This window comes from Bradyrhizobium sp. USDA 4501 (assembly GCF_054062115.1).
Genome location: NZ_JBSSEX010000001.1, coordinates 1,324,597 through 1,347,630, shown reverse-complemented (window position 1 = coordinate 1,347,630; position 23,034 = coordinate 1,324,597). Strand labels below are relative to the sequence as shown.

The window sequence follows — 23,034 nt, the reverse complement described above, 5'->3', positions numbered from 1 at the left end:
ACCCTGTGGTTATGGGTCCCGGCTTTCGCCGGGACGACGGCGGCGGGTGGGCGGGCGTCTCGCGTCATTGAGAGAGTTACCCCAACCGCAACTCCGCATACCCCTTCGCCGCCACCTCGTCGCATCGCGCGCGATATGCCGGGGCGCTGCCGCTGTAGCGGGCGACGATGCGGGTTTGCTTGCCCTCGACGTTGCGGTTGATGCCGGTCATCCAGGAATCGACCTCGTTGGACAGCAGGCCGACGCCGAGCGCCTTGACATGCTCGGTCCAGTTCGCGGTGCCTTCAGGCGTGGCATCGAGGAAGGTCAGGCCTCTCTCCTGCGCAAAGTGGATCAGCCCGGTGACCCAGTCCACGCTGTATTCGATGCTGCGCGGGATGTTGCCGAGCGCGGTGTGCGGGCCCATCAGCATCATCATGTTGGGGAAGCCGTCGACCATCAGCCCGAGATAGGTTTCCGGGCCGTGCGTCCATTTCTCCTTCAGCCGCGCACCGTGTGCGCCGCGGAAATCGATCCTGTCGAAGCTGCCGGTGATGGCATCGAAGCCGGTGGCGTAGATGATGATGTCGAAGGCGTAGTCCTTGTCGCTGGTGCGGATGCCCTCGGGCGTGATCCGCTCGATCGGCGTCTCCTTGATATCGACCAGCTCGACATTGTCGCGGTTGTAGACCTCGTAATAGAAGGTCTCGAGCGGCAGCCGCCGCGTGCCGAAGCCGTGGTTCTTCGGGATCAGCATCTCGGCGACCGCCTGGTTCTTCACGCGCTGACGGATCTTGCGCGCGACGAAGTCGCTGATCGTCGCATTCGCCGCGCGGTCGATCAGGATATCCTTGAAGTTGCCTTGCCAGATGCCAAACCCGCGCTCGCCATAGAGCTTCTCGTAGAACGCTTCGCGCTCCTCCGCGCTCACCTCGAACGCGCCGCGCGGATCGGGCGTATGCACGAAGCAGGCGAAGGTCTCCTTGCAGCGCGCGAAGATCTCGGGATAGCCGGCCTTGATCCTGACTTGCGTCTCGGCGTCGATCTTGCCGTTGTGCAGCGGCGCCGCCCAGTTGGCGGTGCGCTGGAACACGGTGAGATGCCCGACCTCGCCGGCGATGGTCTGGATGGTCTGGATGCCGGTCGCGCCGGTGCCGATCACGGCGACGCGCTTGCCGGTGAAATCCACCTTCTCCTTCGGCCAGCGCGCGGTGTGGAACGATTGGCCCCTGAAATCGTCGCGGCCCTCGATGCGCGGCAGGGTCGGCGTCGACAACGGGCCGATCGCGGTGATCAGGAAGCGGCAGGAGTGCTGCGCGCCACTTTCGAGTGTGACCCGCCAGCTTCGCGTGTCGTCCTGGTACATCGCGGACGCGACCCGGCTCTCGAACTGGATGTCGCGGCGCAGGTCGAACTTGTCGGCGACATAGTTGCAGTAGCGCAAGGTCTCGGGCTGGCCGGCGAAATGCTCCGACCATTCCCATTCCTCGAGCAGCTCCTTCGAGAACGAGTAGCCGTAGGAATAGCTCTCGGAATCGAAACGCGCTCCGGGATAGCGGTTCCAGTACCACGTGCCGCCGACGCCGGTGCCGGCCTCGAACACGCGCGCGCTGAGACCAAGCTCGCGCAGCCGGTGGAGCTGGTACATGCCGGACAGGCCGGCGCCGATGATGATGACGTCGTAGTCCAGCGCAGCCGTCTGGGCGGTGTTGTCCTGGCGCAATTCGGCCACCTGTCGTTGCTCCCCGATGGATTGATTGCCGGCAAGGCTAACCGGTCTTCCTGCTGCCGACAAACATCGCGGAGCGGGGCAGCTATCGGGATTTGCCGGGTGCGTCGGCCCGCGCGCATTCCGCGCGGCGGACTGTCCGCCCCGCGGCTTTACTCGGCCGCGGGATTCCCTTTATCGTCGGCCCGACACGACGATCGCCCGCCAAGCGGCGACGGAACCTAACGGGAGTGAAGCGATGGGAGAGGCGCTGCGCAGGCCGACGTCCATAGACGTCAGCAATCCCCGGCTTTATCAGGACGACACCTGGCGGCCGCTGTTCGCGCAGCTCCGCCGCGACGATCCCATGCATTATTGCGAGGCGTCGGCCTACGGCCCCTACTGGTCGGTGACGCGCTACGACGACATCTTCGCGGTCGAGCTGGATCACCAGAACTATTCGTCGGCCTCCGAGCTTGGCGGTATCCAGGTCGCGGACCAGCCGAAGGGGCAGGAGCGGCCGAGCTTCATCCGCATGGACCCGCCCGGCCATACCGCGCAGCGCCGCACGGTGGCGCCGATCGTAGCGCCGTCGAACCTTGCCAATTTCGACGCCCTGATCCGCAAGCGCACCTCAGCCGTGCTCGATGCGTTGCCGCGCAACGAGACCTTCGACTGGGCCGAGCGGGTCTCGGTCGACCTCACCAACATGATGCTGGCGACGCTGTTCGATTTCCCCTCGGAAGACCGCGCCAAGCTGACCTGGTGGTCGGATGTCGCGATCGCCAACGTCGAATCCCCCGACGCGGTGGTGCATTCGGAGGCGGAACGCACCGCCGAGCTGGTCAAGATGGGAGAATATTTCCGCAAGCTGTGGGACGCGCGGGCCGATGCGCCGCCGACCTTCGATTTGATCTCGATGCTGGCGCATTCGGACGCGACGCGGAATCTGGAGCCGCGCGAGTTCATCGGCACGATCGGGCTGTTGATCGTCGGCGGCAACGACACCACGCGCAATTCGATGTCGGCCGGGCTGATGGCGCTGTGCGAGAACCCGGAGCAGTTCGAGCTGGTCCGCGCGAGGCCGGAGCTGATCCCGAACCTGGTGTCCGAGACCATCCGCTACCACACGCCGGTGCTGCACATGCGCCGCACCGCACGCAACGAAGTCGAGCTTGCCGGCCGCCGGATCAAGAAGGGCGACAAGGTCGTGATGTGGTACATCTCCGGCAACCGCGACGAGGACAAGATCGAGCGTGCCGATGAATTCATCATCGACCGCGCCAAGCCGCGCCAGCATCTCGCCTTCGGCGCCGGCGTCCACCGCTGCGTCGGCGACCGCCTCGCCGAGCAGCAGCTGCGCATCCTCTGGGAGGAGGTTCTGGCGCGCGATCTGCGTTTTGAGATGATGGGCCCGCCGCAAAGGCTCTATTCCAATTTCATCCGCGGTATACGAAGCTTGCCGGTGAGAATCGTCAATTAAAGTTGTGGGGTTGTCATTCCGGGGCGATGCAGAGCATCGAACCCGGAATCTCGAGATTCCGGATCTGGTCCTTCGGACCATCCCGGAATGACGGGTCATCTGAGATCAAGGAACAAGAATGAAGAACGATCCCGTTGACGTCCTGATCATCGGCGCGGGCGCGTCCGGCGCCGCGGTGGCCTGGAGCCTCGCCGATACCAGGATGCATATCCTCTGCCTCGATCAGGGCGGCTGGATGAATCCGGCCGAATATCCGAGCACCGGGCGCGACTGGGAGGCGAAGTTCTACGGCGAGTGGTCGTCCAGCCCGAACGTCCGCAAGCGGCCCGAGGACTATCCGATCAACGACGACAATTCGCCGATCAAGGTCGTCAACTTCAACGCCGTCGGCGGCTCGACGGTGATGTACACCGCGCACTGGCCGCGGCTGCATCCGTCCGACTTCAAGGTGAAGACGCTCGACGGCGTCGCCGATGACTGGCCGATCGACTACGACGCGCTCACCCCGTTCTTCGAGGAGAACGATCGGATGATGGGCGTCTCGGGCCTGTCGGGCGATCCGCTGTCGCCGCTGAGCCACCCGCCGATGCCGCAGCAGCCGCTCGGGCTGTCGGGCCCGCTGATCGGCAAGGCCATGAACAAGCTCGGCTGGCACTGGTGGCCGTCGGACACGACCGTGGCGACGATGGATTACGAGGGCAGGGCGCGCTGCATCAATCTCGGCCACTGCACGCCGGCCTGCGCGCAGGGTGCCAAGGCCTCGACCGACATCACCTACTGGCCGCACGCGGTCCGCGCCGGGGTCGAGCTCAAGACCCATTGCCGGGTACGCGAGATCCTGACCAACGAGCACGGCATGGCCTCCGGCGTCGTCTATTACGACAAGGACGGCGTCGAGCAGTTTCAGCCGGCCGAAGTCGTCATCATCGCCTGCAACGGTGTCGGCACGCCGCGGCTGCTGCTCAATTCGGTGTCAGGCAAATTCCCGAATGGCCTCGCCAACTCGTCGGGCCTGGTCGGCAAGAACCTGATGTTCCACCCCTACGCGCAGATCTACGGCTTCGTGAAGGAGCCGACCGACAGCAACCGCGCGCCGCCGACCTGCCTGTGGAGCAAGGAGTTCTACGACACCGATCTGTCGCGCGGCTTCGTCCGCGGCTACGGCATCCAGTTCGGCCGCGGCGCCGGGCCGGTGTTCGAGGCGGTCGCGAGCGAGCAGAAGGGCATCCTGCCCTGGGGCAAGGATCATCACCGCGTGTTCCGCAAGCTCAACGGCCATCGTCTCGCGGTATCGGCGATCTGCGAGGATCTGCCGGAGGAGCACAACCGCGTCACGCTCGATCCCGTGTTGAAGGACAGCCACGGCATCCCGGCGCCGAAGATCGACTACACGATCAGCGCGAACAGCCGGAAGATGATGGATCACGGGCTGGCGCGCGGCCGGGAGATTCTCGAGGCCGCCGGCGCCACCGACATCTGCATCAACGATCCGATCCCGTGGGGCGGCTGGCATCTGCTCGGCACCGCGCGGATGGGCACCGATCCGGCGCGCTCCGTGGTCAACGAATGGGGCCGCTCGCACGACGTGAAGAACCTCTTCATCGTCGACGGCAGCATCTTCGTCACCTCGGGCGGCGTGAACCCGACCTCCACCATCCAGGCCCTTGCGCTCTACATCGCCGACCAGATGAAGCAGCGCCTCGCCAACCTGTTCGACTGAGACCGTCCATGTCCGATGCAAAACAACTGACCGCAGCCCAGCGCGCCGATCTGCGCACCGTCGCCGCGATGATCGTTCCCGAAAGTGACGAGTACAAGGTGCCGGGTGCGGACGATGCCGCGATCCAGGCCGACATGCTGGCGACGCTCGGCCGCGACACCGCGCTGGTCGCGCAGGCGCTGGATCATCTGGCTGATCTCGCGGGCAAGCCGCTCGCCGAGCTCGACGATGCCGGGCGCGATGCGGTGGCGCGGGAGTTTCGTAGCCGTGGCGGTGCTGCCGCGGCGACGCTCGTCCGCGTGGTGCTGCAATGCTACTACCGCGACGACCGCGTGCTGCGCTCGCTCGGCCTCGAGCTGCGCGCGCCGTTCCCGAAAGGCCATGTGCTGCCGGAGGGCGACTGGTCGCTGCTCGATCCGGTTAAAGCGCGCGGCGGCCCGCTGCGGCGGGCGACCTAGCGTTGTGTCCGTGACTTGACAGTCCATTCCGTCATTCCGGGGCGCGACGAAGTCGCGAACCTCAGATGCGCAATCGCGCATCGGGGAATCCAGAGGTCGTGCATCGAGATTCCGGGTTCTCGCTTCGCGAGCCCCGGAATGACACTGAGTCAATCGCGCGTCAGAGACGCAGCCCTAGCCATCCGGGCAGGTGCAGGGCGTAACCACTTGCGGCGCGGGGAACCGGTCACCATCTGAGGAGACCAAAGGACTCTCGCCATGCTGGATATTACCTCAGATACCGCCGGTGACACGCCGTCACCGCGAACGGCCGATGCTGCCCGGGATAACGACCGGGCCTTGCTGGATGCCTATTCGAATGCCGTGATCGACGTCACCGACCGCGTCGGCCCGGCCGTGGTCCGGGTCGAAACCGGGCCGAAGCTGCGCAATGCGCGCGAGCGCGGCGGCCTCGGCTCGGGCATCGTGATCTCGCCCGATGGCTTCGTGCTGACCAACAGCCACGTGGTCGGATCGTCGAAGGAGATCCGCCTGCGCGACACCGAGGGCTTCGTCACCGATGCGCATGTGCTCGGCGTCGATCCCGACACTGATCTCGCGCTGCTGCGGGCTGATGGCGCGCGCGATCTGCCTTACGCGTCGCTCGGCAACTCCAAGACGCTGCGGCGCGGCCAGCTCGTGGTCGCGATCGGCAATCCGCTCGGCTTCGAATCGACGGTGACCGCCGGCGTGGTGTCCGCGCTCGGACGCTCGATCCGCTCGGTGAGCGGGCGGACCATCGAGGACGTGATCCAGACTGACGCCGCGCTCAACCCCGGCAATTCCGGCGGGCCGCTGGTGTCGTCGAAGGGCGAGGTGATCGGCATCAACACCGCGATCATCAACGGCGCGCAGGGCATCTGCTTTGCGGTCGCCAGCAACACCGCGCAGTTCGTGCTGTCGGAGATCATCCGGCACGGCTATGTCCGCCGCGCCTATATCGGCGTCGCGGGACAAACCGCGCCGGTGCCGCGGCGCCACGCGGTGCTGGCCGGTGTCGAGAACAAGATGGGCGCGCTCTTGATGCAGATCGAACCGGACAGCCCGGCCGCGCGTGCCAGCCTGTTGCCCGGCGACGTCGTGATCAGGCTCGACGGCATCGAGATCAACGGTGTCGACGATCTGATCCGCGCGCTCGATCACAGCCGGATCGACCGGACCCTGTCGATGGACGTGCTCCGCCTCGGCCGCCTGCGCGCGATCGAGATCCATCCGATCGGGAGGAAGCCGGCGAAGCAGTGAAGCGGGTGAGGGGTCCGTCTCCGCGGATAGAGACTTCATTCGCAACTCGGCATGCGGGCCGGGCGGCCCGGCAACAACCCTAAGCCCCAAAGTTCCTGACTAGTTCAATGCAAACCAGACCTTGGCGACAAACGTCGCGCCGCACCAGTTCGAGGTCAGGCCATCCGGGTTGGTGGAGAGGTTTACACGACCGCCTGGCTGCGCGTTTGGATCGCCGGTAAAGACAAAGCAGTTTTCCTTCGTCAGATTGGTGTTGTAGTAGCGCAGGTCGAAGTTGAAAGCCTTGTGGGTGAAGGTCACGCCCGCCTGCCAATTGAGATAGGAAGGTAAAGGGAATCCGCCGAGCTGCTGGCTTTGATTGCCGAACCAGGAATAACCGGCAGCGGTTGTGAAGGATATGGCGACGTCGTGCGGCAGCAATTGGCTCGGCACATCACAGCCGACGCCACCTGCCACATATTGGCTCCAAGCCCCGGTGTTCGAGACGTTCGGCGAATAGGCGTAGCCTGCGGCAAGGCGGACTTGTTCGCTGATTTTCCGGTCACCGCGGATGACCGTCTCCCAATAATTGATTCCGTTGGTTTCGCCGGGAAGTCTTTCTCCGGGATAGGCGAAATAGGTCACGCCAAAATCGAAATCGATGGTTGCGAATGTCGGACGGATACCAGCGGTGTAGGTGAACTCGGCGGCTGGTTGTGTCGGCAGGTTGACGGTGGCGACCGTTGTGCCGGCATAGAGCTGGCCCCATCTTGCTTCCAGGGCGGCGCCGACTGCAGGTCCGTGATTGGACAATGTCACGCCGCGATAGATGTAGTCGGACGCAAGTCCCGCGCGGGCGCTGAATTCCAGTTCGTTCGCAGACGTCGTGTGGTTGGTGTCGGCCGCCGACCATCCGCGATTACCAAGGCCGATTGCTCCGGCTGGGTTGGGGGCTTGGGCAAAAGCGAGATCGCTGGTCGAAAGCAAAAGCCATAGCGCGACCACCCCTGTGATCGAGCGACCACGTGTTGCGTCTTTTCGCTGCCGCACTGTCGCTTATCCTCCAAGAGCTACCGCGACGCCAACCAGTGCACTCCCCATAGCCACCATCGACAGCCCTGCCATCCAGGGCCGCAACCCGCTGCGGACTCCAAATGCGTAACCGCAGCAGAACAGCATCACGATGGCGACAACGTAGGTCACATGCAAGGCTAATCTGGGGTCGCGCAGCAGCACGAACGGAATTGTCAGCGGGAAGATCGAAAAGAAACTCAACAAGCAAAGACCCAGCGCTCCCGTCCAGTCGCGCTTCGTCAGCCTTGGACCAAGGAACGGTTCAGGCAATTGCTGCAAAGTTTTCCGAAGGACTTCCAGTCGGTCCAGAGGTAGGATTGCCGCCAATTGAGGCGGCAATGCATCTGAGATGATGCGCTGCGCTGTTTCGGGATCGGGCGCCTGCCTGATTGCGCGAAGCGTGAGAGCCTTGTTACCCCGGTCATTGATACGAGCCAGAAGATAAAGACCGCCGTCAACAATACCCCAGGCCAGATTGCAGCCTAGCGCTCCCAGCAGCATCGTACGAATGTTGATGCCAGCACCCGATGCGATACTCAGGGAGCAGATGAAGGTAAGTGCCATAATCAGACCGAATAAGGTCTCCGAGGTTCGTTCCATCGGATCCAGTACGCGTCGAGGCGCTGAGGCGTCTGACATGAAATCATCTCCCGTTGGCCTTCTCGGCTCCGTTTAGGTGCTGCGCACTCTGCGCCTGACATCGATTGATCCATGTCAAGGCGGGATTTCAATTCCGTGCAGGTATCCGGCCCTAAGTATACGCGGAGGCGAAATATGTTTCTTTTCGCTGCGCTCTGGTGCGGTTGTCTGATGATGAGCGGCCGCAGCTTCCGCGCTGCACCGTGGCTCCGGCGCGATGGCTGGCAAAGATCATCTCTTCTTTTCGTCGCGCTAATACTTGCGGGAGCTGGCGCTGTGTCGCCGGTGCAAGCTGCCTCCGAAGATTCCGAGTGGCACGAGTTCAGCGGAACGTGGACCGCGGCTGGCAGCCGCCGCGACATTGGACTCGGTGGCGATCGACGAGCTTCGGTTGCCGATTACAGCGGATCACTCATGCTCTACGGGTCCTCACGTCCTGCGCTGGGCTTCCGCGCTGAGGCCATCCTACTCAACGACAGCGCTACCGGCCTGACAGGACGGGCTGTCTGGACGGATGACACAGACAATCACGTCTATAGCGAGCTTCGCGGCGAAACCACCCCGGCAGGCAATCGCATCGTCGGGACATTTGTGGGCGGCAGCGGTCGGTACAAGGGGGCGACGGGCACCTACGAATTCTCCTGGCGCTTTCTTCTGGAAAACGAAGACGGTGTCGTTCAGGGCCAGTCGATGGGGCTCAGCGGCAAGGTCCGATTTCTGTCAACACCAAGTGAGCCCGGCGCAGGAACGTCCAAGCCATGAAACGCCCCCTCACATTCCTGAAGCCGGCGTTGCCGTTCATGCTGGCGGTCGGCATCTGGCTGACACCCGTTCCGGCTGGATTGACCCCGCCCGCCTGGCACCTGTTCGCCGTGTTTGCATCGGCGATCGCATCGGTCCTGATCGGCTCTTTTCCGTTGCTCCCATCCGCGCTGCTCGCTGTCGCGGCGGTGGTCCTGACCGGCACTATTTCGCCGGCGAAGGCCTTTGCGGGCTTTGCCAACGCCAGCGTGCTGCTGGTCGTGATTGCCTTCCTGGTCGCGCTCGCCGTGGTGAAGTCGGGCTTGGGGCGGCGGATCAGCCTGTTCATGGTCGGTCTGTTCGGCAAATCGTCTCTCGGGCTTGCCTACAGTATCGTCATAACGGACGCCATCATTGCTCCGGGTTTTCCCAGTAACACGGCGCGAGGTGGGGTTCTGTTCCCGATAGTGCTGTCGGTCGCCAGCGGGTCCGGTTCGCGACCGGAGGAGTCCGAGGGGCGTAAACTGGGCGGTTATCTCATGTTCTGCGGGATGGCGAGCTTGTCGGTTTCGTCTGCGCTTTGGATGACCGCCACCTCGGCCAACCCGCTCGGGGTCCAGATAGCCAAGGGGTTCGGGGTAGAAATCGGCTTCGGCAAGTGGCTGGTCGTGGCCGCAGTGCCTGCGCTGATTGCGCTCTTGCTGCTTCCCTGGCTTGTGGCGCGCATTTTCCCGCCAGGGATTGGCCAAACACCCGACGCACCCGTTGCTGCCCGGAAGGAGCTTGCGGAGCTTGGTCCGCTCAAGCGCGATGAATGGATCACGGCCGGAATCTTCGCATTCATGATCCTGGGTTGGGTATTTGGCGATTCGTTGCAGCTGAATTCGACCAGCGTCGCTTTCGCTGGCCTCGGAATGTTGCTCATGTCAAATGTCATAGGATTGAAGGACATTGCAGAACACGGAGAGGCCCTCGAAACGTTTCTGTGGCTTGCCGTGCTGTTTGCCTTGAGCGGGCAGCTCAACGAACTCGGGTTTATGGGTTACGTCGGCCAGCGGCTGGCGTCCTACATCGTCGGCCTTTCGTGGCAGATGACCTACGTCATACTGGTCGCACTGTATGTGTTAATTCACTACATGTTTGTCAGTCAGACTTCACAGGTGCTGGCTTTGCTCGGCGTCTTTGTTGACGTCGGCATCCGAGGAGGCGTGCCCGCACCGTTGATGGCGTTTGCTCTGCTGTTTGCAAGCAGTTACTTCTCAGTCATTACGCCCCAGGGTGGCAGCCAGAACGTCATCTTCGTAAGCAGCGGCTATCTCACACAGCGGGAGCTCTATCGGCTTGGCCTGCTTGTGACGCTCTTCTTTCTTGCCGTGTTCCTTGTAGTCGGAACTCCCTGGATCCTGCTGGTCACGTGACTGCGCGCAGCCTTGACCTACCAGTCTGACTTCGGGAGTTCACTGGGTTCGAGGCGGCGACAGCATCCGCACGCGCGGATGCGCATGCGATGACGTTTGGCGAAAATTCGGAATAATAGAAGATATCGCTGATTTGCCCGACATGTCAAGTTGCCTCTCCGCGCGCCGGCGGGCGCCCTGCTACTTTGCATGGGGTTGTTTTCGATATTTTGGGGGCGCGCACCTTCGAAGGAGGTTCTCCAACCTCAGCGGCAAACGGCAGTTCGAGTGCAAGAGCATCGGAGCGGGGTGAGGGTTCTGCCTCCCCGATCTCATCTGCGGAGAGAGCCCCTCATCCGCCGCCGTAGCCGACGCTGCGCGTCGGCGTTGTTTAGAAACGGCGGCCATTGGCCGCCTATGCCACCTTCTCCCACATCCGCCTTCGCCAAGGCTACGGCGGACATGAGGGGAGAAGGGAAGAGGAGCTTGCGCGCCGCTACTGCAGCGCTGCCAGCAGTTCGTCGGGCGTCTCGACCATCATCATGTGGCCGGCGCCCGCGAGCACCACGGTGCGGGCGTTCGGCGTCGCGGCGGCGAGCGTCTTGCCGGCCTTGGCCGGGGTCATCATGTCACGTTCGCCGAGCACGAAGGTCGCGGGCACCTTGACCGCGGCAGCAGCCGTGAGCGCGTTCTGGTAGGCGTTGCAGGCGTTGAGGTCGTTGTACAGCACCCCCGGCTTCGCCTCCTGCAGCACCCGCTGCGCGCCCTGGTGCATCCACAGGCCCGGCGCGAGGCTGCCGCCGAGCTCGGCCTGGAAGCCGAGGCCCCAGATCGAGACCATGTCGATCGCCGCGACATCATTGGCCTCGGCGGCCTTCAACAGATCGGGGCCGACCGTCATGGTCGCGGCGGTGCCGATCAGCGCGAGGCCGGAGACCTTCTCGGGATGCCGCGCCGAGGTCTCGATCGCGATCAGCGAGCCCATCGAATGGCCGATCAGCCGCGCTTTCGACGCGCCGGCTGCCGTGATCAGCGCCGCGATCCAGTCGGCCATCTCGGCGATGGTCGAAAGCGGCTTGCCGGCGGAGCGGCCGTGGCCCGGCAGATCCGGCGCCAGCACGGAATAGCCATGATGGGCGAACCAGCGGCTGTGCAGCGCCCAGGTCGAGGAATCGAAGCCGGCGCCGTGGATCATCACCACCGCCGGCAGCGACGGATCGAACGGCTTGCCGCCGGTCGCGATGAAAGTGTCTGATCCGTTCACGGAAAGCTGCATGGCGCTCAAGTCCTTTGCGAGGCGCGCAGCGCCTGGCCGAGATCGTCGATGATGTCCTGGGCAGTTTCGATGCCGACCGACAGCCGCACCAGCTCCTCGCCGATGCCGGCGGCCTTGAGCTGCTCGGCGTCCATCTGCTGATGCGTGGTGCTGGCGGGATGGATCACCAGCGTCTTGGCGTCGCCGACATTGGCGAGATGGCTGATCAGCTTCAAGGACTCGATGAACTTCTTGCCGGCGGCGCGGCCGCCCTTGATGCCGAAGCTGACGATCGAGCCGGCGCCGCGCGGCAACAGCTTCTTGGCGAGCGCGTAATCCGGATGCGTTTCCAGCGAGGGATGCAGCACCCAGTCGACCGCCTTGTTCGCGGCGAGGGCGTCCAGCACCGCATGGGTGTTGCTGACATGGCGATCCATGCGGACGCCGAGCGTCTCGATGCCCTGCAAGAGCTGGAACGCGTTGGTCGGCGACAGGCAGGCGCCGAAATCGCGCAGGCCCTCGGTGCGGGCGCGCATGATGAAGGCGGCCTTGCCGAACTGCTCGTCGAAGACGATGCCGTGATAGCCGGCATAGGGCTCGGTGAGCTGCGGGAATTTACCGGAGGCGCGCCAGTCGAACCGCCCGCCGTCGACGATGACGCCGCCGATCGCGATGCCGTGGCCGCCCATCCACTTGGTCGCCGAGTTCATCGCGATGTCGGCGCCGAGCTCGATCGGCTGGCTGAGATAGGGCGTCGCGAAGGTGTTGTCGATCAGCAGCGGAATCTTCGCGTCATGCGCGATTTGAGCCACCGCGGGGATATCGAGTACTTCGAGGCCGGGATTGCCGATGGTCTCGCCGATCACGAGGCGGGTGTTCGGCTTGATCGCGGCACGGAATTCGTCGAGCGCACGCGGCTTCACGAAGGTCGTGGTGATGCCGAACCGCGGCAGCGTGTGCGCCAGCAGATTGATGGTGCCGCCATAGAGCGAGGCGGAGGCGACGATGTGGTCGCCGGCATTGAGCAGGGTCGCGATCGCAAGATGCATCGCGGCCATGCCGCTGGCGGTGCAGATCGCGCCGACGCCGCATTCGAGCGCGGCGATCCGCTCTTCCAGTACCGCGGTCGTCGGGTTCGAGATGCGGGTGTAGATGTGGCCGGCGCGCTCCAGATTGAACAGCGCCGCGGCATGATCGGCATCCTGGAACACGTAGGACGTGGTCTGATAGATCGGAACCGCGCGCGCGCCGGTCGCGGGATCGGGGCGCTGGCCGGCGTGCAGGCTCAGGGTTTCGAAGGCAGGCGGCTTGGGTGCGGGCATGCGAAGCTCGTCAGGTCAGTCGATGGGAGTGGTGGGTTGGCGAGGAGTCTTTTATTTGACGCGTTTTCTTCACGCGAACCGGTGTCCACTTCGTCTTGAAAACGCTTTGTTAGACGTGAACTGCGGTGCGAACACGGCCGACATTGCCGAACACGCGCAGATAGCGCTCGACCTCGGACGGGATGCCGGTCGCCTTCTCCGGATTGTCGGAGAGCTTGACGGCCGGGCGTCCGTCGACCGACGTCACCTTGCAGACGATCGAGATCGGGTCGAGCTCGGCGGTGCCATCGGGTGCGCAGCCGACGAAATCGTTGGTGAGGTTGGTGCCCCAGCCGAAGCTGACGCGCACGCGTCCCTTGAAATGGTGGAACGTCTCCTCGATCGAGCCGACATCCATCGCGTCGGAGAACACCAGCAGCTTCTCCTTGGGATCGCGGCCCTTCTGCTTCCACCATTTGATGATCTCTTCGCCGGCCGTGATCGGCGGCGCGCTGTCGGGACGAAAGCCGGTCCAGTCGGCGACCCAATCGGGCGCGTCGCGCAGGAACGGTTTTGTCCCGAAGGCATCAGGCAACGCGATCAAGAGGTTGCCGCCATAGGTGTGGCGCCATTGGTCGAGGATGCGATAGGGCGCCCAGCGCAGCGCCTCGTCGTCATTGGCGAGCGCGGCCGCGACCATCGGCAGCTCATGTGCGTTGGTGCCGATCGCCTCGAGGTCGTTGTCCATCGCGAGCAGCACGTTCGACGTTCCGGTGAAGGAGGGGCCGAGGCCTTCCTTCACCGCCTCGACGCACCAGCGCTGCCAGAGGAAGCCATGGCGGCGGCGTGTGCCGAAATCGGACAGCCGCAAGCCGTCCAGCTTGCGCAGCCGCTCGACCTTGGCCCACAGCTTGGCCTTGGCGCGGGCGTAGAGCACGTCGAGCGCGAAGCGGCCGTAGGTCTTGGTCGCCGCGCGCGAGCGCAGCTCGTTGAGGATCGCGAGCGCCGGGATCTCCCACATCGTGGTGTGGGTCCACGGCCCGTGGAAATGCAGCTCGTACTGGCCGTCGACCTTGTGCAGCTCGTATTCGGGCAACCGGAAGTTCGACAGCCAGTTGATGAAATCGGGCGAGAACATCTGGGTCTTGCCGTAGAACGTGTTACCGGCGAGCCAGATCAGCTCCTTCTTGGTGAAGCGGATGGTGCGGGCGTGGTCGAGCTGGGCGCGCAGCTCGGCCTCGTCGATGACCTCGGCGAGCCGGATATGGGTCGAGCGGTTGATCACCGAAAAGGTCGTGCGCGTGTCCGGATAGCATTCCCGGATCATCTGCTGCATCAACAGCTTGTAGAAATCGGTGTCCAGCAGGCTGCGCACGATCGGGTCGAGCCGCCAGCCGTGGTTGTAGGTCCGGGTCGCGATATCTGTCACGGTCATGCGGGAACCTTAGCCTGCCGGGCGCCGCCCGCCCAGTGGGTATCGGGCGGAACATGGCAGGTCAGCGCGCTATGGTCTGCCGTATACGGCCGACGGTGGCGGCGACATCGGCCCAGGCAGGCTTATCAGGGGCGAATTGCCGCCGCAGGAAGCTGACGAGCTCGGCGACCTGGCCGTCGCTCATGCTGTCCTTGAACGCCGGCATGTAGCCCAGATCGGTCACGGCCGGCTTGGCGATGCCGTGCAGGATCACCTGGATCAGATTATCGGGCGCGTCGCTGTGCAGGTTGCTGTTCAGCGCCAGCGACGGCCGGCTGCCGAACAGCGGCGGGCCGCCGACCTCATGGCAGACCGCGCAGGCGCCTTGATAGATCCGCGCCCCCGCCGAGGCGGCGGTGGTGACGACGGTGCCGGCTTCGAGCTTGGCGGCCATGGCATCGTGCGCCGACCGATTGGTGCCCTGGTTGAACGAGGCGAGGTAGACCGCCATCGCGCGGATGTCCTGGTCGGGCAGCGCGGCGAGCTCCTGCACGACCGGCGCCATCGGCCCTGCGGCAACGCCGTGCAGGCGCGACTCGCCGGTGCGCAAATAGGCGTAGAGCTCGTCCTCGCTCCAGGGGATCGGCGCCTTCGACAGCGACGTCAGCGCCGGCGCCTCCCAGCCCTCGGCGAAGCCGCCAGCGAGATAGGCGCGCTGCCGTTCGGCGCCGAGCGCATTGCGCGGCGAGTGGCAGGCGCTGCAATGGCCGAACCCTTCGATCAGATAGGCGCCGCGATTCCATATCGCTGACTTCGATGGATCGGGCTGGAACGCCTGCGCCTGATGGAACAGCGCATTCCATCCGGCGAGCAGCGGCCGCAAATTGAACGGAAAGACGAGCGCGTTGGCCGGCGTTTCGGCGCGCTCCGGCGCCTGCGCCATCAGATAGGCATAGAGCGCCTGCAGGTCGGCATCACTGGTCCTAGCGAAGTGCGTGTATGGAAACGCCGGATAGAGATGGCGCCCGTCGCGATGAATGCCCTCGCGCATCGCGCGCTCGAAGGCGGGATAGGACCAGGCGCCGATGCCGGTGTCGACATCGGGCGTGATGTTGGTGGTGAAGATGGTGCCGAACGGCGTCTCCAGCGGCCGACCGCCGGCGTTCGGAACGCCATGCTCCGACGTATGGCAGACGGCGCAGGCGCCGAGCGCTGCAAGCTCCTTGCCACGGGCGATCGTCGCAGCGGAATAGACCGAGGCGTCGGGCCGGGCGATCGGCGCGATCGCGCGCCAGGGCAGCACGGCCGCGCCGATGCCGATCGCCGCTGCGCAGAGTGCGGCAATGCCGGCGAGCACGCCGCCGCGCTTTGCAAAGGGATTCTGCCATCTGTTGAGGTCGGCCGTCTGCGCAGGCGGCGGGAGCGGGGCGGGTGCGACCGGTTGCTCGCTGCGCAATCCCTTCAGGATGCGCTCCGGCGTGAACGGCAATTCGCGGAAGCGGACCCCGGTCGCGTCGTAGATCGCGTTGGCGATCGCGGCGGCGCTCGGCACCGAGGCGGACTCGCCGACGCCGAGCGGTGGTTGATCCTGCCGCGGCAGCATCAACACATCGATCTTCGGCAGCTCAGGAAACTTGATGATGGGGTAGGCGCCCCATTCCCGCGCCGCCACCGCGCCGCGCTCGAAGGACACTTCCTCCATCAGCGCGCGGCTGGTCGACTGGATCACGTTGCCTTCGATCTGGTGCCGCACGCCCTCCGGATTGATCATCAATCCGGAATCCTGGCCGGCGACGACGCGGGTCACGCTGACATCGCCGGTCGCCTTGTTGACGGCGACATCGGCGATCCACGCCGACCATGCTGCGCCGTAACCGGGAAACTTGCTGTGCACGTACAGCGCATAAGCAAAGCCGCGGCCGCGCACGATATCGCCGTCCGCCTCGGGTTCTTTCCACACCGGGCGCGGCGTCCAGCCGGCGCGCTCGGCAACGGCATTGACGAGATCGATCGCGCGTTGGTCCTTCAGATAGCGCAGCCGGTACTCGATCGGATCGACCTTCGCCTCCGCCGCAAGCTCGTCGATGTAGGATTCATGCGCAAAGGTGTTCGGCAGCGCCGAGACGCCGCGAAACCATGACGCGCGCACGATCGGCGGCATGTCGTTGGCGATCACGCGCATGTTCTCGTAGTCGTAGGGCGGGATCGCGGTGCGGTCGCCCATCTCGAACACCGCGGCTTCAGGCGCGATCCGCCCTGTGAGCAGCAGTGCCAATGTCGGCGCGCCGTTCGAGGGATAGCGCGTGGCAAAATCGTAAGCGGCGACGCTGCCGTCGGCGTTGAGCCCGCCATTGACGTCCATCAGCTGCGCGGTGCCCTTCGGCTCCCAGGCATGCTCCTGCTCGCGGGTGAGCTGGACGCGCACCGGGCGGCCGACCGCGCGCGACAGCAGCAATGCATCGGCAGAGACATCGTCGGCGCAGTTGCGGCCGTAGCAGCCGGCTGCCTCCATCCGGATCACGTCGATCTCGGATTCCGGTCGCTGGATCAGCAGCGCGAGGTCGCCGCGCAGGATGTGCGGGTTCTGGGTGCCGGACCAGACCCGGACCGCGCCCTCGCTGTAATCGGCGACCGCGCAGGACGGGCCGATCGAGCCGTGCATCTGGTAGGGCCAGAGATAAGTCCGCTGCATCGGCTTGGCGGCGGCCTTGAGCGCGGCGTCGACGTCGCCCTTGTCGATCAGCTGGCGCGGCGTCGAGGGATTGGCGCGCAGCGCCTTCTCCACGTCGGCAAGATCGGTCAGCGCCGGTCCCGACTTCCAGCTCACCTTGAGCTGCGCGGCGGCCTTGATCGCATTCTCCTCGCGCTCGGCAACGACGCCGACGAAATCGCCGATCCGCACCACCGCGACGAGGCCTGGAATATCGCGCACCGAAGCTTCATCGACCGCAATCAGGCTGGTGCCGACGAACGGGCCGGCATCGACGCCGGCGTAAGGCGGGCGGACCACGCGGCCGTGCAGCATGCCGGGCACGCGCACATCGTGAACGTAGACAAGCTCGCCGGTGGCCTTCGCCGGCACGTCGACGCGCGGCACGGACTTGCCGACGACGGAATAGGCGCTCACGGCCTTGACCGGAACGTCGTCGGCAAGATCGAGCCGGATGGTTTCGTCCGCGATCAGCTCGCCATAGCTGACGCTGCGGTTGTCGTGGCCGCGGATCAGCCCGTCCTCGATCGCGAGGCTACTCGCCGGCAGCTCAAGCCGCTCGGCCGCGCGTGCGAGCAAGAAGTGTCGCGCTTGCGCGGCGGCCTTGCGCAGGGGAACGGCGGTGATCTGGATGGTTTCGCTTGCGATCGTCGGGCCCTGGTTCGGCACCACGGCGGTGTCGCCGAGGATCACGACGACGCGGGCAAAGGAGACGTCGAGCTCTTCGGCAACGATCTGACCGAGCGCGGTGCGGATGCCGGTGCCGAGATCGACATGGCCGTTATAGGCATTGACCGTGCCGTCGGCCGTGATGGTGATGAAGGTCTCGAACTCATCTTCGGCGCCCAGCACCGCAGGGCGGACGACCGACAGCGAGCCGCGCTGGCGTTGCTCAGGAGCCCGTGCGTCCACCATCAATCGCGCGCCTCGAGCGCGTGGCCGGCCGCACGCATCGCCGCGCGGATGATCTCGATATGCGCGCCGCAGCGGCAGAGGTTGTAGCGCAGCGCCTCCAGCACCTCATGCTCAGACGGATTGGGATTGCGCGTCAGCAAGGCCTTGGTGGTGATGATCATGCCATTGAGGCAATAGCCGCACTGCGCGGCTTGTTCGTGGATGAAGGCATCCTGCACGGGATCGGGGTGCTCGCGGCTGCCGAGACCTTCGAGCGTGACGATGTTGCGGCCGGCGCAGCCCTCGATCGGAATCACGCAGGCACGCGCAGCGACGCCGTCGATCAGCACCGCGCAGGCGCCGCACTCGCCGAGCCCGCAGCCGTATTTCGGTCCGTTCAATTCGAGGTCGTTGCGCAGCACGTAAAGCAATGCGGTGTCGGGAGCGGCGTCGACATCATGATTCCTGCCGTTCACGGTCAGGCGCATTGCCCCGGTTCTCCCTTGATGTTTGCGCTGCAACGTCAGCGTCGGATCGCCGACGAGGATAACGTTTGTATACAAACGTGCAAGCGGCGGCATGCCGCGCTGCAGCGCGTGCCCGCTTTATGAACAGGGTGCGCACGCGAAGGGCACGGTTTGATTGCAAAGGCCGCTTGACAGGTCACGGGCTCGCGCGCAGGATCATTCGTATACGAATGATATGCATGGGAGGCGGAAGCGCAGTATGATCGACCGCCGCCACAAGTCCAGGCTTGGTCACGATGGCTGACACAATGACCGTCGCCGCCGGCGACAAGATCCGCTGCGATGCCTGTCCGGTGATGTGTTACATCAAGCCGGGCGCGGCCGGCGCCTGCGACCGCTATGCCAACCATGACGGCACGCTGGTGCGCGTCGATCCGCATGTCGTGCTGGAGCGCACCGTGTCGCATGGCGGCAAGCTGGTTCCGTTCCAGGTGAGCGGCGATTGGGACGGCAAGATCGTCCGCCAGCCCGAACTGTTCGTCACCGCGATCGGCGCAGGAACAACCTATCCGGATTACAAGCCGGCGCCCTTCATCGTGTCGTCGGAGGTCGACGGCGTCGACATGGTCACCGTGGTGACTGAAGGCATTTTCTCGTATTGCGGCGTCAAGGTGAAGATCGACACCGACCGCTACCTCGGCCCGGAAACCGCGACCGTGCGCTCGGACGGTGAGGCGGTCGGCCATGTCACGACCAGCGAATATGGCTCGCAGATGCTCTCGCTCGGCGGGGTGCATCATTTGACCGGCGGCTCCAAGAAGGAAGGCCGCGTCACCTGCGACACGCTGATGGATCTCTCCAACTGCAAGGCGGTCGAGTTGACCATCGACGGCGGCGCCACCGTCGTGGTGCAGGCCGGCAGGCCGCCGATCGTCAATGGTGTGGCAGAAGAGCGCATGCGGGTCGGCTGTGGCTCGGCGACAATCGGCATGTTCGCCAAGCAATGGCACGGCAAGGTCGATGAGGTCGTGGTGGTCGACGATCACATCACCGGCGTGCTCAGCGAGCACCAGGCCGGCAAGCTGCTCGACATCGCCGACACCGGGATCAAGATGAAGGGGCGGCGCTCGACGCCGGGCCGCTATTTCCAGGTCGCCGATCCCGGCACCGGATGGGGCGGCACCAACATCTCCGATCCGCTGTCGATCCTCGGCCCCTTCAATGCGAAGGAGGCGCGGCCGGGGCTCACCATGCTGATGGTCTCGACCACCGGCGAGCATGCGTCCTATTACGTGCTCGACGAGGCGTTGAAGCCGGTCGAGACCGAGATGCCCGCCGATCTCAGATTTTCGGTCGAGCGCATCCAGGAGAATTGCGAGCCGGCGCTGTGCACCGTGCTGTTCATGGGCGGCGCGGGCGGATCGTTGCGCGCCGGCGTCACCGATAATCCGGTGCGGCTGACCCGTTCGGTAAAGGACGCGCTGACGCGGGTGACCAGCGGCGGCGCGCCGGTCTATGTCTGGCCGGGCGGCGGCATCACCTACATGGTCGATGTCACGCAGATGCCGGCCGGTGCCTTCGGCTACGTGCCGACGCCTGCGCTGGTGGCGCCAATCGAATTCACGATGCGAATGTCCGATTATGCGGCGCTCGGCGGCCATATGGACTATGTCCGGCCGCTGTCGTCGCTGCGCGACAGTGCCGAGGTCCGGCCGATGCCGTATCTTCCGGGGCGGCGTGCATGAAGCGGCTCCCGCAAATTGCGCTTCTTCCTGACGGCAAGCGGCTGCATTTGCAGGACGGTCCGATTGATCTGGTTGTCGAGGCCAAGGGCGGCGATGCTGACATTCGTACCGCCTATCAGGCTGCGGCGGCGCGCTTCACCGGATTGCTTGACGAACTCTGCGCGGAACTGACCGAACTGCGCAGCGCAGCCGCTCCGGGCGGGTGCACGCTGAAAGGCGTGGTCGCGCGGCGGATGCTTGCAGCGGTCGCGCCGTTTGCCGCCGATTGCTTCATCACGCCGATGGCGGCGGTCGCGGGCTCCGTCGCCGAGGAAATCCTCGGCGCGATGCTTGAGGCCACGCCGCTCGACCGCGCCTATGTCAACAATGGCGGCGACATCGCCCTGCATCTCGGCGACGGCGAACAATTCACCGTCGGCCTGATGGATCGGCCGGACCGTCGCGGCGTGATGCGCACCATAATGGTCGATGCCGACACGCCAGTCCGCGGCATCGCGACCAGCGGCCGCCACGGTCGCAGCTTTTCGCTGGGCATTGCCGATGCCGTCACCGTACTGGCGCGGACGGCGTCGCAGGCGGATGCCGCGGCGACCGTGATCGCCAACGCGGTCGATCTGCCGGATCACCCCGCGATCCTGCGCTGTCCGGCGAGCGAATTGCAGCCCGACAGCGACCTTGGCGCGCGGCTGGTGACCCGCGATGTCGGGCGGCTCTCGGGACGCGAGATCGAGCAGGCGCTCGAGGCGGGGGCGGCGCGGGCGCGTGACCTCCTGATGTCGGGATTGATCGAAGGCGCGGCATTGCGTCTACTGGCCGAAACGCGGCTTGTCGGTGCAACTGGGATTGGGGCGCCGGCGTCGCACGCGTTACTGAGAAGAACGACAGAACACATGCTGCGGGCATGACCGGGAGCGAGGCAAGATGAGCGCCGTCATTCGCAAGATCGTCACCGTGGTCGAGGAGACCCATCTGGAGATGGGCAAGACCATCGCACCGCCGACAAGGCGTGCTGCCGCGATCGCCGTGATCGAAAACCCCTTTGCCGGCCGCTATGTCGAGGATCTGTCGCCGCTGATCGCGATCGGCGAGGAACTCGGCGAACTGCTCTCGAAGCGGGCCGTCGCCGCGCTCGGCATCGACGGCGCCAAGGCGCACAGCTACGGCAAGGCCGCCGCCGTCGGTGAGAATGGCGAGCTCGAGCATGCGGCGGCGATCCTGCATCCGAAGATGGGCGCGCCGGTGCGCAAGGTGCTGTCGAAGGGCGCGGCGCTGATCCCGTCGTCGAAGAAGCGCTCGGGGCCCGGCACCACGCTGGATATTCCGCTCGGGCACAAGGACGCGGCTTTCGTGCGCAGCCATTTCGACGGCATGGAAGTGCAGATCAACGACGCGCCGCGGGCCAACGAGATCATGGTCGCGGTCGCGGTAACCGACAGCGGACGGCCGCTGCCGCGTGTCGGCGGGCTGACGGTCGGCGAGATCAAGGGCGAAGACGGATTGCGATAATCTCTTTGAAGAAAAACTGGAGGACGGGATGCGTGGTTATTTCGTAGGGGCGGGATTGGCGATCGCGGTCGCGACCATGGCAACGAGTGCCATGACAACGCAGGCCATGGCGCAGAGCGAAATCAAGATCGGCGAGATCAACTCTTATTCCTTGCTGCCGGCATTCACCGAGCCCTATCGCAAGGGCTGGCAGCTCGCGGTGGAGGAGATCAATGCCGCCGGCGGCATCGGCGGCAAGAAGCTCGTGGTCATTTCCAAGGACGACGGCGGCAAGCCGGCGGATGCCCAGACCGCGGCGAACGAGCTGGTGTCGAGCGAGAACGTCGCGATGCTCACCGGCACGTTCCTCTCCAATATCGGCCTTGCCGTTTCTGACTTCGCCAACCAGAAGAAGGTGTTCTTTCTGGCGGCAGAGCCGCTGACCGACGCCATCACCTGGTCGAAGGGCAACCGCTACACGTTCCGCCTGCGTCCCTCCAACTACATGCAGGCCGCGATGCTGGTAGAAGAAGCCGCAAAACTGCCCGCAAAACGCTGGGCGACGATCGCGCCGAACTATGAATACGGCCAGTCGGCGGTCGCGGTGTTCAAGAAGCTGATGTCGGCGAAGCGGCCCGATATCCAGTGGGTCGACGAGCAGTGGCCGCCGCAGGGCAAGATCGACGCAGGTCCGGTGGTGCAGGCGGTTGCCGCGGCGAACCCGGAAGCGATCCTCAACGTCACCTTCGGCGCCGACCTCGTCAAGCTCGTGCGCGAAGGCAACACCCGCGGCCTGTTCAAGGGCCGCACCGTGGTGAGCTTCCTGACCGGCGAGCCGGAATACCTCGATCCGCTCAAGGACGAGACGCCGGAAGGCTGGATCGTCACCGGCTATCCCTGGTACGCGATCAAGACGCCGGAACATGACGCGTTCCTGAAGGCCTACCAGGCCAAGTACAACGACTATCCGCGGCTCGGCTCGATCGTCGGCTACCAGACCATCAAGGCGGCGGCGGCGATCCTTGCCAAGGCCGGCTCGAGTGATCCGGAGAAGCTGATCGCGGCGGCGGAAGGCATCTCGATGCCGTCGCCATTCGGCGAGATCACCTTCCGCAAGATCGATCACCAGTCGACGCTGGGCGCCTTCACCGGCAAGACCGCGCTGAAGGACGGCAAGGGCATCATGGTCGACACCGCCTATCGCAAGGGGGCGGACTATCTGCCCAGCGATGCCGAGATCGATAAGCTGCGGCCGAAGGATTGATTTTTTTCTTCTCCCTCGCCCCGCTCTTGCGGGGAGAGAC

At 64.9% G+C, this 23,034-nt stretch carries 18 protein-coding genes; 10 read left to right on the top strand and 8 right to left on the bottom strand.

Features of this window, described 5'->3' with window-relative positions:
* Positions 1 to 76: 76 nt before the first annotated feature.
* Entirely contained in the window at positions 77 to 1,711 is a 1,635-nt protein-coding gene (locus tag ACVWZM_RS06320; RefSeq protein ID WP_456852213.1) for a flavin-containing monooxygenase, read from the bottom strand.
* 235 nt (positions 1,712 to 1,946) lie between these two features.
* Here ACVWZM_RS06320 and ACVWZM_RS06315 point away from each other — a divergent pair, with 235 nt between their 5' ends.
* The 4 genes from ACVWZM_RS06315 (at position 1,947) to ACVWZM_RS06300 (ending at position 6,629) form a co-directional block, all read left to right on the top strand.
* Positions 1,947 to 3,170: a cytochrome P450 gene (locus ACVWZM_RS06315; protein ID WP_456852211.1), complete on the top strand. Its 1,224-nt coding sequence runs from the start codon at positions 1,947 to 1,949 to the stop codon at positions 3,168 to 3,170.
* Positions 3,171 to 3,288: 118 nt separating this feature from the next.
* Positions 3,289 to 4,890 (top strand): GMC family oxidoreductase, encoded by a 1,602-nt coding sequence (locus tag ACVWZM_RS06310; protein ID WP_168859085.1) that lies wholly within the window; start codon positions 3,289 to 3,291, stop codon positions 4,888 to 4,890.
* 8 nt (positions 4,891 to 4,898) lie between these two features.
* A complete protein-coding gene (locus ACVWZM_RS06305) occupies positions 4,899 to 5,348 on the top strand; it encodes a hypothetical protein (protein WP_168859086.1) in 450 nt (149 codons plus the stop codon).
* Positions 5,349 to 5,606: 258 nt separating this feature from the next.
* Positions 5,607 to 6,629, top strand: coding sequence for a S1C family serine protease (locus ACVWZM_RS06300; protein WP_456852209.1), 1,023 nt, complete (start codon positions 5,607 to 5,609; stop codon positions 6,627 to 6,629).
* Between the two features lie 99 nt (positions 6,630 to 6,728).
* Here ACVWZM_RS06300 and ACVWZM_RS06295 read toward each other — a convergent pair whose 3' ends face one another.
* Together ACVWZM_RS06295 and ACVWZM_RS06290 are read right to left on the bottom strand one after the other, a co-directional pair.
* Positions 6,729 to 7,658, bottom strand: a complete 930-nt coding sequence (locus ACVWZM_RS06295; RefSeq protein WP_456852207.1) for a TorF family putative porin — start codon at positions 7,656 to 7,658, stop codon at positions 6,729 to 6,731.
* A gap of 6 nt (positions 7,659 to 7,664) precedes the next feature.
* Positions 7,665 to 8,321, bottom strand: a complete 657-nt coding sequence (locus ACVWZM_RS06290; protein ID WP_456852205.1) for a VIT1/CCC1 transporter family protein — start codon at positions 8,319 to 8,321, stop codon at positions 7,665 to 7,667.
* A gap of 135 nt (positions 8,322 to 8,456) precedes the next feature.
* Between ACVWZM_RS06290 and ACVWZM_RS06285 the strand changes: the two genes are divergently transcribed.
* Both ACVWZM_RS06285 and ACVWZM_RS06280 read left to right on the top strand, forming a co-directional pair.
* Complete coding sequence (locus tag ACVWZM_RS06285) at positions 8,457 to 9,083, top strand: hypothetical protein (protein ID WP_168859090.1); 627 nt, start codon at positions 8,457 to 8,459, stop codon at positions 9,081 to 9,083.
* Positions 9,080 to 10,480 carry a DASS family sodium-coupled anion symporter gene (locus ACVWZM_RS06280; RefSeq protein ID WP_168859091.1) on the top strand — a complete coding sequence of 467 codons (1,401 nt, stop codon included), beginning with the start codon at positions 9,080 to 9,082 and terminating at the stop codon, positions 10,478 to 10,480. Before ACVWZM_RS06285 ends, ACVWZM_RS06280 begins: the two co-directional genes overlap by 4 nt.
* A 475-nt stretch (positions 10,481 to 10,955) precedes the next feature.
* Here ACVWZM_RS06280 and ACVWZM_RS06275 read toward each other — a convergent pair whose 3' ends face one another.
* The 5 genes from ACVWZM_RS06275 to ACVWZM_RS06255 all read right to left on the bottom strand — a co-directional run bounded on the left by ACVWZM_RS06275 (position 10,956) and on the right by ACVWZM_RS06255 (position 18,521).
* Positions 10,956 to 11,735 (bottom strand): alpha/beta fold hydrolase, encoded by a 780-nt coding sequence (locus ACVWZM_RS06275; RefSeq protein ID WP_456852203.1) that lies wholly within the window; start codon positions 11,733 to 11,735, stop codon positions 10,956 to 10,958.
* 5 nt (positions 11,736 to 11,740) lie between these two features.
* Positions 11,741 to 13,036 (bottom strand): O-acetylhomoserine aminocarboxypropyltransferase, encoded by a 1,296-nt coding sequence (locus ACVWZM_RS06270; protein WP_069276947.1) that lies wholly within the window; start codon positions 13,034 to 13,036, stop codon positions 11,741 to 11,743.
* A 109-nt stretch (positions 13,037 to 13,145) separates the two neighbouring features.
* Positions 13,146 to 14,450, bottom strand: a complete 1,305-nt coding sequence (gene pncB, locus ACVWZM_RS06265; RefSeq protein WP_028343682.1) for a nicotinate phosphoribosyltransferase — start codon at positions 14,448 to 14,450, stop codon at positions 13,146 to 13,148.
* 61 nt (positions 14,451 to 14,511) lie between these two features.
* Entirely contained in the window at positions 14,512 to 18,054 is a 3,543-nt protein-coding gene (locus ACVWZM_RS06260) for a molybdopterin cofactor-binding domain-containing protein (protein WP_456852201.1), read from the bottom strand.
* Complete coding sequence (locus ACVWZM_RS06255; RefSeq protein WP_076827089.1) at positions 18,054 to 18,521, bottom strand: (2Fe-2S)-binding protein; 468 nt, start codon at positions 18,519 to 18,521, stop codon at positions 18,054 to 18,056. Before ACVWZM_RS06255 ends, ACVWZM_RS06260 begins: the two co-directional genes overlap by 1 nt.
* Before the next feature lie 275 nt (positions 18,522 to 18,796).
* Here ACVWZM_RS06255 and ACVWZM_RS06250 point away from each other — a divergent pair, with 275 nt between their 5' ends.
* The 4 genes from ACVWZM_RS06250 to ACVWZM_RS06235 are packed head-to-tail and all read left to right on the top strand — an operon-like array spanning position 18,797 to position 22,994.
* Complete coding sequence (locus ACVWZM_RS06250) at positions 18,797 to 20,245, top strand: 6-hydroxynicotinate reductase (protein ID WP_168859095.1); 1,449 nt, start codon at positions 18,797 to 18,799, stop codon at positions 20,243 to 20,245.
* Complete coding sequence (locus ACVWZM_RS06245; protein WP_168859096.1) at positions 20,242 to 21,150, top strand: UPF0280 family protein; 909 nt, start codon at positions 20,242 to 20,244, stop codon at positions 21,148 to 21,150. The genes ACVWZM_RS06250 and ACVWZM_RS06245 overlap by 4 nt, the downstream gene beginning before the upstream one ends.
* Positions 21,151 to 21,166: 16 nt before the next feature.
* Positions 21,167 to 21,751 (top strand): amino acid synthesis family protein, encoded by a 585-nt coding sequence (locus ACVWZM_RS06240; RefSeq protein WP_016842455.1) that lies wholly within the window; start codon positions 21,167 to 21,169, stop codon positions 21,749 to 21,751.
* A 28-nt stretch (positions 21,752 to 21,779) separates the two neighbouring features.
* Positions 21,780 to 22,994 carry an ABC transporter substrate-binding protein gene (locus ACVWZM_RS06235; RefSeq protein ID WP_168859097.1) on the top strand — a complete coding sequence of 405 codons (1,215 nt, stop codon included), beginning with the start codon at positions 21,780 to 21,782 and terminating at the stop codon, positions 22,992 to 22,994.
* Positions 22,995 to 23,034: the final 40 nt, after the last annotated feature.

Bases quoted from the DNA above. Each gene is read 5' to 3' on its own strand.
- ACVWZM_RS06315 (WP_456852211.1), top strand. From the start codon at position 1,947: ATGGGAGAGGCGCTGCGCAGGCCGACGTCCATAGACGTCAGCAATCCC.
- ACVWZM_RS06310 (WP_168859085.1), top strand. From the start codon at position 3,289: ATGAAGAACGATCCCGTTGACGTCCTGATCATCGGCGCGGGCGCGTCC.
- ACVWZM_RS06305 (WP_168859086.1), top strand. From the start codon at position 4,899: ATGTCCGATGCAAAACAACTGACCGCAGCCCAGCGCGCCGATCTGCGC.
- ACVWZM_RS06300 (WP_456852209.1), top strand. From the start codon at position 5,607: ATGCTGGATATTACCTCAGATACCGCCGGTGACACGCCGTCACCGCGA.
- ACVWZM_RS06290 (WP_456852205.1), bottom strand. From the start codon at position 8,321: ATGTCAGACGCCTCAGCGCCTCGACGCGTACTGGATCCGATGGAACGA.
- ACVWZM_RS06285 (WP_168859090.1), top strand. From the start codon at position 8,457: ATGTTTCTTTTCGCTGCGCTCTGGTGCGGTTGTCTGATGATGAGCGGC.
- ACVWZM_RS06280 (WP_168859091.1), top strand. From the start codon at position 9,080: ATGAAACGCCCCCTCACATTCCTGAAGCCGGCGTTGCCGTTCATGCTG.
- ACVWZM_RS06275 (WP_456852203.1), bottom strand. From the start codon at position 11,735: ATGCAGCTTTCCGTGAACGGATCAGACACTTTCATCGCGACCGGCGGC.
- ACVWZM_RS06270 (WP_069276947.1), bottom strand. From the start codon at position 13,036: ATGCCCGCACCCAAGCCGCCTGCCTTCGAAACCCTGAGCCTGCACGCC.
- pncB (WP_028343682.1), bottom strand. From the start codon at position 14,450: ATGACCGTGACAGATATCGCGACCCGGACCTACAACCACGGCTGGCGG.
- ACVWZM_RS06260 (WP_456852201.1), bottom strand. From the start codon at position 18,054: ATGGTGGACGCACGGGCTCCTGAGCAACGCCAGCGCGGCTCGCTGTCG.
- ACVWZM_RS06255 (WP_076827089.1), bottom strand. From the start codon at position 18,521: ATGCGCCTGACCGTGAACGGCAGGAATCATGATGTCGACGCCGCTCCC.
- ACVWZM_RS06250 (WP_168859095.1), top strand. From the start codon at position 18,797: ATGGCTGACACAATGACCGTCGCCGCCGGCGACAAGATCCGCTGCGAT.
- ACVWZM_RS06245 (WP_168859096.1), top strand. From the start codon at position 20,242: ATGAAGCGGCTCCCGCAAATTGCGCTTCTTCCTGACGGCAAGCGGCTG.
- ACVWZM_RS06240 (WP_016842455.1), top strand. From the start codon at position 21,167: ATGAGCGCCGTCATTCGCAAGATCGTCACCGTGGTCGAGGAGACCCAT.
- ACVWZM_RS06235 (WP_168859097.1), top strand. From the start codon at position 21,780: ATGCGTGGTTATTTCGTAGGGGCGGGATTGGCGATCGCGGTCGCGACC.